Source organism: Arthrobacter sp. P1_C12_2 (assembly GCF_056406415.1).
The window spans coordinates 47,318-61,128 of the sequence record NZ_JBFUAF010000007.1; the positions used below are offsets into that span (position 1 = coordinate 47,318).

Sequence of the window (13,811 nt, forward strand, 5' to 3'; positions counted from 1 at the left end):
CATGGCTGCCCCGGAATTTCCCGCAGACAGGGCGGAAGGCAAAACACCCGCCCCGAAGCGGCCGCTCATCATGCGCTACGCCGCACGTTCAGACGTCGGCCGAATACGCGCCAAGAATGACGACTCCGCCTACGTCGGCCGGCATCTCGCCGTCGTTGCCGACGGCATGGGCGGCCATGCCGGCGGCGACGTCGCCTCCGCCGCGACCGTCCTGGACATGATCCACCTCGATCATGATGACTACGACGGCGACGCCGGTACCGTCCTCGCCGACGAAATCCAGACTGCCAACTCCCTGCTGTCCGAGCTGGTCCACATCAATCCCAAGCTCGCCGGGATGGGAACCACTGTCACGGCCCTGCTCCTCGCCGAGGGCAAGCTTCACTTCGCCCACATTGGCGATTCCCGGGCCTACCGGCTGCGCGACGGCGAATTCGAACAGGTCAGCATCGACCACACCTTTGTCCAGCGGCTCATCGATGAGGGCCGGCTGCGCCCCGAAGAGGCCGAAACGCATCCGCACAAGAACGTCCTCATGCGCGTGCTGGGGGACGTCGATGCCAGCCCGGAGCTGGATCTCGACACCCTGGCCGTCCAGGCCGGAGAACGCTGGCTGCTCTGCTCGGACGGCCTGAACTACGTCGCCGGCCACGTCGTGGAGCGCACTGTCCGGGAGACGAAGGACCTGGGCGAATGCGCCGAACTGCTGGTTGAACTGACGCTGGAGGCCGGCGCCCCGGACAACGTGACGGTGGTGGTGCTCGACATCGCCGAGCCGACGCGCGATGACGTCCGGACCGCCGCCGTCGACGTCGTGCCCGCGCCTGCAGCGGGCCCGGCGCCCGCCGCATCAGCCGGACCGCTGGCCGGCAGCACCCTTGGTGCCGCGAAATCTCCCGGCAAGCCCGGGAAAAAGGACAACTCCGGCAAGGACACCGGGTCCCCTGCGCCGGCCGCGGCGGCAGGAGCATCGGGCCCACCGCCCGCCGACCCCGCCCCAGGATCCCCGTCTGAGGGCAACCCGGCCGCTGCCGCGCAGAAGGCTGCCGACGGCAAGGAGCCCGAGACCACTACGGACCCGCATCTGGGCGAACACCTCTCGGCCGAAGTCCTGCGGGAAGAACTCTCCATGCGCCCCCACGAACTTGTCGGGGCCGCCGCGGCAGCAGCGGAATCAGGGTCCATTCCTTCCATCGCCGGACGCACCGTGGCCCGGCGCGCGGCCACGGTCCTCACGCACAAGTCGGAACAGACCCGCGAGGATGCCGACGACTTCCGGCCCACCGGGCGCCCCCGCCGGTGGCTCACGGTGTCCATTGCCGCCGCGATCGTGGGGTTGCTGGCCATCGGGCTGTGGCTTGGCTACGCCTGGACCCAGACGCGCTACTACATCGGCGAGCAGGATCAGCATGTGGCCATCTTCAACGGCGTCTCCCAGCGCCTCGGGCCCATCCAGCTTTCCACCCTCGAAGCGGTGACCGATATTAAGATGTCCGACCTTCCGGAATTTTCGCAGCAGCGGGTGCGTCAGACAGTGCCCGCCCGCGACCTCTACGACGCGCAGCGGATCGTCAAGAATCTTGAACGCACCGGCACCACGGCCCCGGCCGATGAGTGCCTCACCCCGTCCCCCGCCGCGACGACCGCCAGCGCCACCCCCTCCCCCGGCGCTACGGCCAAGCCAGGTGCCACGGCGCCGCCGGGTGCCACCGCCTCCCCCGGAACGGCCAAGCCGTCGCCATCAGCCACCCCGACTACGAATTGCGAGGGGGCCAAATGACACCCATCGACCCCGTGCCCAGGCCACGACGTAACGTGGAGCTTGTCCTCCTGGTCCTTGCCCTCGCTGTCGGGATTGGTGCCCAGGCCCTCGTCGGCGTCGACCGGCAAAAAGCATTCGACAACGACTTCTGGTTCCAGTCCGGACTCCTGGCAGCGGCCGCCCTGGCCTTCCATGTGGTGCTGCGGCTCCGCGCAAAATATGCCGATCCGGTAATACTTCCGCTCGTGGTGGCCCTCAACGGCCTGGGCCTGGCCATGATCCACCGGCTGGACAGGGTGGGCGAGGACACCGGCAACAACCAGCTGCGCTGGACGCTGGTGGCCATGGGGGTCGCGATCGCGGTCATTTGGTTCCTCAAGGACCACCGGATCCTGCGACGCTTCACCTACATTTCCCTGGCCATCAGCGCCGTGCTCCTCATCCTTCCGCTGGTTCCCGGCGTCTCGGCCGGAGAAGTCCTGGGCGCGAGCGTCTGGATCAAGATCGGTTCCATGACCTTCCAGCCGGGTGAAATCGCCAAGATCACGCTGGCCATCTTCTTTGCCGGATATTTGTCGTCGAACCGGGACCTGATCCTGCTGGCCGGCCGCAAGATCGGCCCCGTCCAGTTCCCGCGGTTCAAGGACATGGGCCCCATGCTCACCGCCTGGCTCGTGAGCATCGGCGTGCTGGTCTTCCAGCGCGACCTCGGCTCCTCGATCCTGTTCTTCGGCCTCTTCCTGGTCATGATCTACGTCGCCACGAGCCGGATCAGCTGGGTGATCATCGGCCTCGTGTTGATTATCGTCGGCGGCTTCGTGGCGGCCCGGGTGTTCTCGCACGTGGCACTGCGGATCGACGGCTGGCTCAACGCCTTCACCGATGAGGTCTACGGCCGGCAGTTCGGCGGCAGCCTCCAGATCGTCGAGGGCCTGTTCGGCATGGCCAACGGCGGCCTGGTCGGCACCGGCCTCGGTCAGGGCCGGCCCAACCTCGTCCCCTTCGCCAACAGCGACATGATCATCGCCTCCTTCGGTGAGGAACTCGGGCTGATCGGCGTCTTCGCGATCGTGTTGATGTATCTGCTGCTGTTCACCCGGGGCTTCCGCGCCGCGCTGGGCACGCGCGACGCGTTCGGCAAGCTGCTCGCCACCGGACTCTCCTTCGCGATCGCGCTGCAGTGCTTTGTGGTGATCGGCGGCGTGACGCGCCTGATCCCGCTGACCGGACTCACGACGCCGTTCCTCGCCGCCGGCGGGTCCTCACTCCTGGCGAACTGGATCATTGTGGGCTTGCTGCTGATGATTTCGCACGCCGCGCGCGGTCCCGTGGATACGACGCCGCTGCCGCCCGGCCAGGAACCGGGCACCCGCAAGAACTTCCCCGTGCTGCCTTCCAAACCGGCGCCGGATCCCCGAAACAGTCCCGACGCACCCACCGAGGCGGTGAAACAGCTGTGAACCAGGCCATCCGCAATTCATGGATTGCCGCCATCGCGATGTTCGTACTGGTCTTCGGCGCGCTCAGCTACGTGCAGGTGGTTGGCGCCGACGAGCTCAAAGCCAACGCCTGGAACCGGCGCGCCATCCTGCAGAACTACTGCAACGACCGCGGTGCGATCATTGTCGGCGGCACCCCGGTGGCAGAGTCCGTGCCCGCCACGGAGAGCTGCAAATTCCAGCGGACCTACTCCCAGCCCGAGCTCTACGCGGGCGTCACCGGCTACTTCTCCAAGAACTACGGCCTCACCGGACTCGAGAAGTCGATGAACGATGTCCTGGCCGGCAGCTCGGACCAGCAGTTCCTGGACCGGGTGGGCCAGTTGTTCCTCGGGAACCAGCCCAAGGGCGCGTCCGTGGAACTGACCCTGGACCCCAAGCTCCAGAAACTGGCGTACGACCTCATCCCGGACGGCCAGCGCGGGCACATCGTGGTCACCAACCCGAAGACCGGGGCGATCCTGGCCATGGTGTCCAAACCGTCCTATGACCCCAACCTGATCGCCACCCAGGATGCGGCCGCCGAGCAGGCCAACTACACGGAGCTGAACCAGGTCCCCGGGATCAACCTGAACCAGAACGTCAGCGGACCAACGGGTGAGCTGCTGGCACCGGGATCGGTGTTCAAGCTCATTGACACCTCTGCGGCGCTGAAATCGGGCAAGTACAACAAGGACAGCGACCTGCCCAACCCGGCAGAGATGTCCTTCCCCGGCATCGACTACAAGCTGCCCAACTACGCCGGCGGCAACTGCTATACCCGCACGACGGCGTCGTTTGCGTTTGCCCTGCAGCAGTCCTGCAACACGCCGTTCGCCAGCATCGCCCTGGACCTGAAGCAGAAAGCCATCGCGGACGAGGCGGAGAAGTTCGGCTTCGGGCAGGACTTCGGCGACCAGCTCAAGCTGGACAGCGCCCCAAGTTTCTTCCCGACCGAACCCCTGGACGACGCCGGGCTGGCGCAGTCTTCGATCGGCCAGCGCGACGTCCGCGCCACACCGCTGCAGATCAACACCATGACAGCAGCGATCGCCAACGACGGAGTGCAGATGCAGCCGAACCTGATCAAGGCCGTGCGCGCCCCTGACCTGCGGGCAATCAACGAACCGAAACCCCAGGCACTGCGCACCTCCACGACTCCGGAGATCGCCCGGCAGATCAACGAGTGGATGGTCAGCGTCGTCGACGACGGCATCGCACACCGGGCGGCAGTGCCCGGTGTCCCGGTGGCCGGCAAGACCGGCACCGCGGAACTCGGCAACGGCCTGAACAACTCTTGGTTTACCGGGTTTGCCCCGGCAAATGACCCGCAAGTGGCTGTCACCATCGTCATGGAAGGCGTAGACATCACCACTGGCGCAAACCTAACCAGTCCGAACGCGAAGAAGATTTTTGAGGCGGTGTTGAATAAGTGAGGCCTACTTCGGGAATCACCCTCGGCGGCAGATTCCAGCTGACCACGCGCATTGCGATCGGCGGCATGGGAGAAGTCTGGAAAGCCAAAGACCTGATCCTTGGCCGCATTGTCGCCATCAAGGTGCTCAAGGAGGAATACACGGGGGACCCCGGATTCCTGCAGCGCTTCCGCGCCGAGGCACGCCATACCGCCCTCCTGAACCACGTCGGCATCGCCAACGTCTTCGATTACGGCGAGGAAGAGGGTTCGGCCTACCTCGTCATGGAACTGGTTCCAGGCCAGCCGTTGAGCAGCATCATCGAGCACGAACAGGTGCTTTCCCCGGACCGCACCCTGTCGATGATGGCGCAGACGGCGCGTGCCCTGGCCGTCGCCCACGCGCAGGGCCTCGTGCACCGCGACATCAAGCCCGGGAACCTGCTCATCACCCCCGACGGCCGCGTCAAGGTCACCGACTTCGGCATTGCGCGCCTGGCCGACCAGGTTCCGCTGACCCAGACCGGCCAGGTCATGGGCACCGCCCAGTACCTGGCACCGGAACAGGCCACGGGGCAGACCGCCACCGGAGCCTCGGACATCTACTCCCTCGGCGTGATCGGCTACGAGTGCCTCACGGGCCACCGGCCGTTCTCCGGGGAATCCCAGATCGCCATCGCGCTGGCCCAGGTCAACGACGCGCCGCCGCCGCTGCCGGACACGCTGCCGAGGCCCGTCCGCGCCCTGCTGATGTCCATGCTGGCCAAGGATCCGAAGAACCGCCCGGCCGACGCCATCAAGCTGTCCGAGGCTGCCGAGGCCATCCGCAACGGTGATATCGAGGCCGCACACGCAGCCGTACCCGGCATGCTGCTTTTCGAGGCAGCCACCGGACCCATCACGGCCCCCGTCGACGTCCCCACAGCGGCCACCAGCGTCATTGGCTCCAGCGCCGCGGAGGACAAGTCAACGTCCGCGACGTCCGCACTGCCCGTCGTGGGCGCCGCCGGTGCCGGCGCGGCAGCCGGCGTGGCGGCCGGTGCTGCCGCAGCCAGCGGCTACGGCGCCAGCAACGCGCTCAACCGCGCCGATGCCCTGGCGGCCGAGCGGAGCTGGGTGCAGGAAGAGGAGGAAGAAGACTACGACGAGCCGGAGGAGGAGCCGAAGCGCCGCGGACGCAGCCCCTGGACCTGGCCGCTGATTGCGCTGATCCTACTGGTGGTGTTCGCCCTGGTCGGCTTGGTCGTGAGCCAGGCCGGCAGCCTCTTTCCGTCGCAGGGTCCGGCCACGAGCAGTGCCACGTCCAGCATCGCGAAGCCGAGCAGTGCCACGCCCTCGGCGTCGTCCGCTTCCCCGTCCGAGACTCCCACCCCCACGCCCAGCTCAGCGACACCCACCGAGTCCACCCCGGCGGCGATCAACCTGATCCCGGATGCCTACCTGGGGCGGCCGTACAACGATGTCCGCAACGAGCTGATTGGCAAGGGGTTGCAAGTCACCGGCGTGGAGGTCGTCAACGACGCGACACCGGGCACAGTCACCAATATTGATCCCTCCGGTGCCGTCCAGCCCGGTACCACCATCACCGTCAGCTACTCCAAGGGACCGGAAATGGTTTCCGTCCCGTCCATCAAGGCAGGGGCAAGCGAGGCTGCGGTCCAGCAGGCCATCCAGGACGCCGGGCTGCGCTGGGCAAAGGGAGCCGACGTCAGTCCCACGGACAAGAAGGAAGATCCGGGCACTTTCGTGAGCTCGCAGCCTCCTTCCGGGTCCAAAGTGACCGCCGGCAGCGTCGTGACCTACCACCTCGCCAAGTCCACATCACCTTCACCTTCACCTACCAAGTCCGGACCCTAAACGATCATGAGCAATACACCCCGCACTCCGTCGCACAGGGAGGAACGCCCGGCGAACACGCAGCGCGTCCTCAGCGGGCGCTATGAGCTGGGTGAGCTGATCGGCCGTGGCGGCATGGCGGATGTTTTCCGCGGCGTCGATACCCGGCTGGGTCGTACTGTGGCCGTCAAGCTGCTTCGCCCGGACCTGGCCAGGGATCCCCAGTTCCAGGCCCGGTTCAAGCGCGAGGCCCAGGCTGTCGCGGCACTCAACCATCCGTCGATTGTCGCCGTCTTCGACACCGGGGACCACGCGGTCCCGGGTGACCACGACGACAGCGTCCGGGTGCCCTACATCGTGATGGAATTCGTCTCCGGCAAGACCATCCGCGATATGGTGCGGGCCAAGGACGTCACCATCGATCACGCGATCGACTTCACGCTCGGCGTGCTGTCCGCGCTCGACTACAGCCACAAGGCCGGAATCGTGCACCGCGACATCAAGCCCGCCAACGTGATGTTTTGCCCGGATTCAAACAGCGTCAAGGTCATGGACTTCGGGATCGCCCGCGCCATTGCGGACTCGTCCGCTACCATGACGCAGACGCAGGCCGTCGTCGGCACCGCCCAGTACCTGTCCCCGGAACAGGCCCGGGGCGAAGCCGTCGACGCGCGCAGCGATCTCTACTCCGCTGGATGCCTTCTCTATGAGATGCTGACCGGCCGGCCGCCGTTCATCGGCGACAGCCCAGTCTCCGTGGCCTACCAGCACGTTCGTGAGATCCCCGAGCCCGCCAGCAGCCTCAACCCCGAAGTCTCCGCGGCGCTGGACAGTGTGTTGATGAAGGCCCTGCAGAAGAACCGCGCCGACCGTTTCCAGGACGCGGCTGCCTTCCGCCGCGCCCTGCGGGCCGCGCGCAGCGGCGTTCCGGTGACCGCGCCGTCGGCCAGCGAGGCCCCCACCGACCCCACCAACGCCGTTCCGCGGTACGACCCCCTGGCGCCTACGGCTGCCTTCTCTCTGACCGGGGCCAAGTTCCTCGACGATTCCCCCGGAGGGCGGCTGCGGCCCCCCGAAGAAACGCCCGAGGACGACGGGGAGGTGCTGCAGCCAGCGGACACCGAACTCTATGGCGTTGCGGACACCGGCAGCCTGCCGCTGGTGCTGCCGGTCGAACGCGAGCACACCCCGGGCCAGAAGACGCGCCGCCGCACGTGGATCGCGACGCTCGTGGTCCTCACACTGCTGGTGCTGGCCGGCGGCAGCCTGTGGCTGTACAACCTCATGAATCAGGCCCCGCCGCAGGCAACCAAGGTCCTGGTGCCCACGGTGACGTCCCTGACGGAATCAGAGGCCCTGCAACGGCTGTACAACGCCGGCTTCAAGCCACAGCTCCAACGGCTGCAGCACGAGAGCATCCCCAAGGGCACCGCGATTGGCACCGTGCCGACGTCGGGAAGCTCCATGGACGCCAACTCGGACATCATTCTCAACATCTCCGAAGGCCCCAGCGCGATCACCATCCCGACGGACCTGCCCGGCCGGACCGAAGCGGCGGCCCGCGACCTCCTCCACCAAACGGGGCTGACCGGTGCCCTCACCACCAAGATGTCCAACAACCCCAAGGTTCCGGTCGGCATTGTCATCACCACCAATCCGGCCCCGGGCCAGGTTGTGGGCGTCGCGGACGCGGTCGAAATCGTCGTCTCCACCGGCAAGGTGGCTGTGCCGCAGCTGATCGGTCTGCCGCTGGCGGAGGCGGAGGCGAAACTGAAGGAGCAGGGCCTGTTGCTCAACGCCACCGAAGTGGAGAATTCCCAGGTGGCCCCGGGCAAGGTGACAGGACAGGCCGATGCCGCGGATTCGCTCGTGGAACAGGGTAAGACCATCACCGTGACCGTGGCGAAGGCACCGGCACCGGCGCCGCCCCCCGCGCCGTCGCCCACGCCGACTCCCACCAAGTCCGCATCCAAGGAGGACGCGGCCCTGGGCGGGTTGTTCCCCTAACCGGGACGGGATACTCGAACGTGCCGGCTAGCGCCGGCTACCTTCGCGCCGTCTTGGCCGACGGGTGCAGGTCCTGCCGGGTCAGTGCTTGATGAGCGGACTCAGGTCCGCTGCCCGTTCAGCAGCGCCGGCCATGCCAAGTGACTCGAGCCAGTTGCCCAGCATCTGGTAGCCGCCTTCAGTCAGGACGGATTCCGGGTGGAACTGGACACCGCACAGCGGGGCGGTGCGGTGCTGCAGGCCCATCACCACGCCGGTGCCGGTTTCCGCGGTGATTTCCAGGACCTCCGGGATGCTCTCGCGGACAGCGGCCAGCGAATGGTAACGGGTGGCCGTGAGAGGCGAGGGCAGCCCCGCAAACACACCGGTTCCGTGGTGTTCGACGAGGGAGGTCTTGCCGTGCATCAGTTCAGGAGCGTGCGTCACTGTTCCGCCGTAGGCCTCCGCCAGCGCCTGGTGCCCCAGGCACACACCCAGCATGGGCTTGTCGTGGCCGCCGCACCACTTGATCAGCTCAATGCAGACGCCGGCCCCGGCTGGATTCCCCGGACCGGGAGAGATGAGGACACCGTCCCGCGCCTCGGCCATTTCGATCGCCTCGGCGAGCGTGACGTCGTCGTTGCGGACCACGGTGGTCTCGGCACCGAGTTCCTGGAGATAGCCGACCAGTGTATAGACAAAGCTGTCGTAGTTGTCTACGACCAGGATCTTGGTTGTGCTCATGGGTGCCTTGCTGTACCAATCGTTGAATCTGTTAACTGGGTGAATTGCGCCAGCCAGGGAAAAAGGAACTGAACCATCAATACCAGTGCTCCGGCCGCCAGCACCAGCGCGGTCGCAATCCTGAGCCACAAGGGCCCGGGAAGGCGGCGGAAAAGCCAGCCATACATCCGTCAGCCGTCCCCGGCCGCGCGGGCCGCCTGGGAAATTTCAGCCGGCGGGCCTGCGGACAGGGACTGCCACCGCTCCAGCAGGGCGTAGGCCACAAAGCGTTCCCCGGAGCCAAACCGCGGGTTGCAGCTCGTCATGGTCAGGTAGCTCTCCGCCGGCGCGGCGCCCGGCTGCATCGGCACCGGCAACAGTACATCGGTCCGCGTGGGGAGGACTGTCTGGCTGTTCCGGAACACGTAGACATAGTAGCCCTCACGGGTCTGGACGTAGATCCGGTCCCCGGGCACCAAGGCGTCGATATGGTCCAGGACGGCGCCGTGAGTCTGCCGGTGCCCGGCCACGGCGAAGTTTCCCGCAGCCCCCGGCATGGCCGTGCCCTGATAGTGCCCGATGCCCAGGGTGTCCAACACCGCCGGAGTGGTTCCCTGAACGATTGGACGCGTGTATCCGGCGCCGAACCGGGGGACATACAGGATGCCGATTGTCGCGCCCTCCGCCGGTTCGGCGTCGACGGCGGGCGTGGGTGCGGCTGCCGCGCCGTTTGCCGCCGGCAGCCCGGGCACTGTGGGTGCGGCTGTTCCAATCCCGCGGGCAAAGTCCTGCACGACCTCGCGCTGCCGGGCATCGGAGGCCACATTCGTCCACCACAACTGCCACGCCACAAAGAGCAGGACAATGGCGCCTGCCGTCATGAGCAGCTCGCCCGCGATCTGGACGGTGCGCCGGAGCAGGCCACGGCGGCTGCGCGCCGTCGGGCCGGATCTCTGCTCCAGCTCCAGCACTGCGGGTTCTCCTCCTACGGCGGTTGCGGGGTCCACGGCGTGGCCGGAACTACAGCTAGAATTGTGCGACAAAGGAATTCGAACTTGACCAAGAGCGCGTTGGCCGGCGGGGGCTCACTTCCTGCAGGATATCAAGCCACGTTGCCGCTTTTGTTCTAGCCCGCCAAGGAGGATCAGTGCCCGTCTCGAAGCCGCGTAAAACTGCCCATGTGGCCCCGCAGACTTCTGCCGCGGAGGCCTACAAGCCCAATCCGGTCTGGTTCAAGCCCGTCATGTTTGGCCTGATGATCATTGGCCTGCTGTGGATCATCACGTTCTACATCACCGAGGGCGTCTTCCCGGTTCAGTCATGGGGCTCGTGGAACATTGTCGCTGGCTTCGGAATCGCGATCATCGGCTTCCTGATGACCACGCGCTGGCGTTCCTGAAACCAGGCCCGCGCGGCACATATCCCTGACGGGCCGGTACACACAGTGTGCCGGCCCGTCGTCGTTAATCCCCGGCACCAGGCCAGCGAAGGAATCCAGATGACCCCGGCAGTAAGCGGCTCAACCATTGGCGACGACGGACTGGCACGGCCAGCGTGGGCATCCGTGGATCCCATGCTGCGCGAGTATTACGACTCCGAGTGGGGCATGCCCGTCCGGGATGAACAGGGCCTCTACGAACGAATCAGCCTCGAGGGGTTCCAGGCGGGGCTGTCCTGGGCGACGATTCTGCGCAAGCGGCCCGCTTTTCGCGCGGCCTTCAAGGACTTCGACCCGGAAGTGGTGGCGCTCTTCACGGACGCCGATGTGGAACGGCTCATGCTCGATGCCGGCATCGTCCGGAACCGGCTGAAGATCCAGGCGACCATCACCAATGCCCGGGCTACTCTGGCGTTGAGGGACGACGGCGGCCTGGTTGACTTCGTGTGGGCGTTCCAGCCGGCCGCCACACCCAGGCCGAGCTCCCTCGATCAGGTCCCCACCACCTCGGCCGAGTCCATCGCGCTCTCCAAGGCGCTGCGCAAGAAGGGCTTCGCTTTCGTCGGGCCGACCACAATGTTCGCGCTCATGGAGGCCATCGGAATGGTGGACACCCATCTGCTGGACAGCCACCGCCGCGGATCCTCAGGCGTCTGGCCGCACTGACCCCAGAGTGACCCGGCGTGTTGCGGCGGCGACCCGACGCCTTATCCACAGCTGTGCACAAGTCTGGGGAAACTTATCCACAATGTTCATAAGTTTCCGGGCCGTCGTACGGTTCGGCTGAGTTCAAAGGCCACAGCGGGGCGCAAAGCCGATGATGAGATTCCCGGCCGGACATGAATTACATGCTTGTAAGTTATTAACAGTGTGGATTTCCTGTGGACAAGTTCGGCAGGCGCGCCATCAGCCCGCGGATCGCGCCGCAGGGACGCCCCAGGGACGCCTCGGGTCCGCTGTGGGTCCGCGCCAGTGACCCAGCGAGGTAGCCCGGCTGAACAGGGACCGTGCCAAAGGAGTTATCCACTTAATAACACCCAGCTACCCACAAGTTATCCACAGCTGGGGATAACGGCCGGGGTGTCGGGGCCGCAACCCCCGCTGTGGGGCCATGAGCCGGGTTAATTCCCACGGATGCTCGGGCCATCAAGTTATTAACACTGTGAATAACCCTGTTGAAACACTCCGCGGCCGTCCCGCGGCCCGTGCCGCCCTCCCGGGCGGACCGGGGCGGCCGTCCCGCGGCCCGTGTGTTGTGGCGTGCGCTGTGGGGAGCGGCGGGGCCAGGAGAGTGTCGTGGAGAGGCGCTGCTGTCCGGAGACCCCGCGGCGCCGGAGCAGGCACAAGAGGGCCTGATGCCTGCCCGGCGCAAAATCAGCAGGCCCTCAACGATCAAAGTTGTCCACTTACTCACAGGCCAACCCACAGAAGTTATCCACAGGTGTGGAGATCGGGCCTGCCGCATCGCCTGGGTGCTGGAAAATCGCCAGCCCGGGCGGTCAGATCCGGGTCGCCACAGAGAACTACACGCTTGTAAGTTATTAACAATGTGGATAACCGCTGTGGAAAACTTTTGGCTTCGCGTTTGTGAATTCAGGCGTCGGGGCCCAGCCGGGGTGTGCACGCGGAAGGGTCCACCAAGCGGAGGGAACCCAAAGGGAGAGTGAAGTGTCCCAAGGGCCCAGGCGGCCGAGTGCGGCCGGAAGTGTCGGCAGGAGCGGGCTAAACGCCGGCGCCGGACATCCGGACGACGGATACGACGGTCACCAGGACCAGGACCGCGGCGAGGCCGACTGCCTGCAACAGGCTCTGCCTGGGGCCGCGGGGGGTATAGGCAATGACAGCGGCGCTCAGGGCGCCGGTGACGAGGCCGCCGAGATGGGCCTGCCACGCGATCTGCGGGACCATGAAGCCGATGACGCCGTTGATGGCAATCAGGACCAGGAGTTGGCGGACTTCGCCGCCGCGTTGACGCTGGACCACCAGCAGGGCGCCGAACAGGCCGAAGATGGCGCCGGAGGCGCCCACGAGGCCCACCGGTCCGTTCGCGGGATACACCGGGGTCAGCAGAAGGAAGCCGAGAGAGCCGCCGACGGCTGAGAGCAGGTAGATGGCCAGGAACCGGGCGTGGCCAAGCAGCGGTTCAAGGATCTGGCCGAAAATCCACAACGTATACATGTTCAGGACGATGTGGAGCAGGAATCCCTGCGAGTGCAGGAACGCCGAGGTGAGCATCCGCCACGGTTCAGCGGCGGTCAGGGCGGGCGCGTAGGCCAGTTGCTGGTAGATCCCGTCGTCGGGGACTATCCACTGCAGCGCATAGACAAGGGCGCACAGCCCGATGATCACGTAGGTGACCACGGGTTTGCCGGCGGTCACGGCGCCGCCGTAGACGGTCCTGACGGTCGGCGTCGTGCGTTTGGTTTCGTTGACACAGTCGATGCATTGGAATCCGACGGCGGCCGCCCGCTGGCAGTCGGGGCACGCAGGGCGCCCGCATCGCTGGCAGCGCACATAGGCGGGCCGGTCCGGGTGCCTGGGGCATACCGGGACCTCTGCGGACGGCTCTGCCGCCGGAACTCCGTAGCTCATGGTGTGGGGTTAGAGCTTTTCGATGTCAATGCTGTTGATGGTGACATCCTCGACGGGGCGGTCGCCCATGCCGGTGCGGACGCCTTCGATTGCGTCGACGACCTTCTTGGAGTCGTCATCGGCGACCTCACCGAAGATGCTGTGCTTGCCCTGCAGCCAGCCGGTGGGGATGGTGGTGATGAAGAACTGCGAACCGTTGGTGCCGCGGCCCATCTGGATGCCGGCGTTGGCCATGGCCAGCTTGTACGGCTCGTTGAAAGTCAGTTCCGGGTGGATTTCATCATCGAACTTGTAGCCCGGTCCGCCGGTGCCGCGGCCCAGCGGATCGCCGGCCTGGATCATGAAGTCCTTGATGATGCGGTGGAAGATGGTGCCGTCGTAGAGCGGCGTGCCGGTCTTGTCCTCGCCCGTTTCCGGGTGGGTCCAGGCCTTCTCACCCGTGGCCAGTCCGACGAAGTTGTCGACGGTCTTCGGCGCGTGGTTGCCATAGAGGTTGACGACGATGTCGCCGAGGCTCGTGTGGATAGTGGCTTTTGCGGTTGCGTTGGCAGTCATAGCGCCTATTCTTCCATGACGGGTCCG

At 66.2% G+C, this 13,811-nt stretch carries 11 protein-coding genes; 7 read left to right on the forward strand and 4 right to left on the reverse strand.

Features of this window, described 5'->3' with window-relative positions; genetic code table 11:
* The first annotated feature begins 1 nt into the window (after position 1).
* From AC1DZQ_RS09420 to pknB, 5 genes are read left to right on the forward strand one after another with little or no spacing between them, the layout of a single operon-like run.
* Positions 2 to 1,780 carry a PP2C family protein-serine/threonine phosphatase gene (locus AC1DZQ_RS09420; RefSeq protein WP_476963275.1) on the forward strand — a complete coding sequence of 593 codons (1,779 nt, stop codon included), beginning with the start codon at positions 2 to 4 and terminating at the stop codon, positions 1,778 to 1,780.
* Positions 1,777 to 3,222, forward strand: coding sequence for an FtsW/RodA/SpoVE family cell cycle protein (locus AC1DZQ_RS09425; RefSeq protein ID WP_476963276.1), 1,446 nt, complete (start codon positions 1,777 to 1,779; stop codon positions 3,220 to 3,222). The genes AC1DZQ_RS09420 and AC1DZQ_RS09425 overlap by 4 nt, the downstream gene beginning before the upstream one ends.
* The gene (locus AC1DZQ_RS09430) at positions 3,219 to 4,676 is read left to right on the forward strand and encodes a peptidoglycan D,D-transpeptidase FtsI family protein (RefSeq protein ID WP_476963277.1); all 1,458 of its coding nucleotides are present in this window, start codon (positions 3,219 to 3,221) and stop codon (positions 4,674 to 4,676) included. Before AC1DZQ_RS09425 ends, AC1DZQ_RS09430 begins: the two co-directional genes overlap by 4 nt.
* A complete protein-coding gene (locus AC1DZQ_RS09435) occupies positions 4,673 to 6,511 on the forward strand; it encodes a protein kinase domain-containing protein (protein WP_476963278.1) in 1,839 nt (612 codons plus the stop codon). Before AC1DZQ_RS09430 ends, AC1DZQ_RS09435 begins: the two co-directional genes overlap by 4 nt.
* Before the next feature lie 6 nt (positions 6,512 to 6,517).
* Positions 6,518 to 8,497, forward strand: coding sequence for a Stk1 family PASTA domain-containing Ser/Thr kinase (pknB, locus tag AC1DZQ_RS09440; protein WP_476963279.1), 1,980 nt, complete (start codon positions 6,518 to 6,520; stop codon positions 8,495 to 8,497).
* Positions 8,498 to 8,578: 81 nt separating this feature from the next.
* Here the strand turns inward: pknB and AC1DZQ_RS09445 are convergent, their stop codons facing one another.
* Positions 8,579 to 9,220, reverse strand: a complete 642-nt coding sequence (locus AC1DZQ_RS09445; RefSeq protein WP_476963280.1) for an aminodeoxychorismate/anthranilate synthase component II — start codon at positions 9,218 to 9,220, stop codon at positions 8,579 to 8,581.
* Positions 9,221 to 9,390: 170 nt separating this feature from the next.
* Positions 9,391 to 10,170 (reverse strand): class E sortase, encoded by a 780-nt coding sequence (locus tag AC1DZQ_RS09450; protein ID WP_476963281.1) that lies wholly within the window; start codon positions 10,168 to 10,170, stop codon positions 9,391 to 9,393.
* A 176-nt stretch (positions 10,171 to 10,346) separates the two neighbouring features.
* Here AC1DZQ_RS09450 and AC1DZQ_RS09455 point away from each other — a divergent pair, with 176 nt between their 5' ends.
* Positions 10,347 to 10,598: a cell division protein CrgA gene (locus tag AC1DZQ_RS09455; protein ID WP_476963282.1), complete on the forward strand. Its 252-nt coding sequence runs from the start codon at positions 10,347 to 10,349 to the stop codon at positions 10,596 to 10,598.
* Between the two features lie 99 nt (positions 10,599 to 10,697).
* Positions 10,698 to 11,303 carry a DNA-3-methyladenine glycosylase I gene (locus AC1DZQ_RS09460; protein WP_476963283.1) on the forward strand — a complete coding sequence of 202 codons (606 nt, stop codon included), beginning with the start codon at positions 10,698 to 10,700 and terminating at the stop codon, positions 11,301 to 11,303.
* A gap of 1,056 nt (positions 11,304 to 12,359) precedes the next feature.
* On the opposite strand, the gene AC1DZQ_RS09465 is transcribed toward AC1DZQ_RS09460, so the two are convergent.
* Complete coding sequence (locus AC1DZQ_RS09465; RefSeq protein WP_476963284.1) at positions 12,360 to 13,229, reverse strand: rhomboid family intramembrane serine protease; 870 nt, start codon at positions 13,227 to 13,229, stop codon at positions 12,360 to 12,362.
* 9 nt (positions 13,230 to 13,238) lie between these two features.
* Positions 13,239 to 13,784, reverse strand: coding sequence for a peptidylprolyl isomerase (locus AC1DZQ_RS09470; RefSeq protein WP_476963285.1), 546 nt, complete (start codon positions 13,782 to 13,784; stop codon positions 13,239 to 13,241).
* Positions 13,785 to 13,811 lie beyond the last annotated feature (27 nt).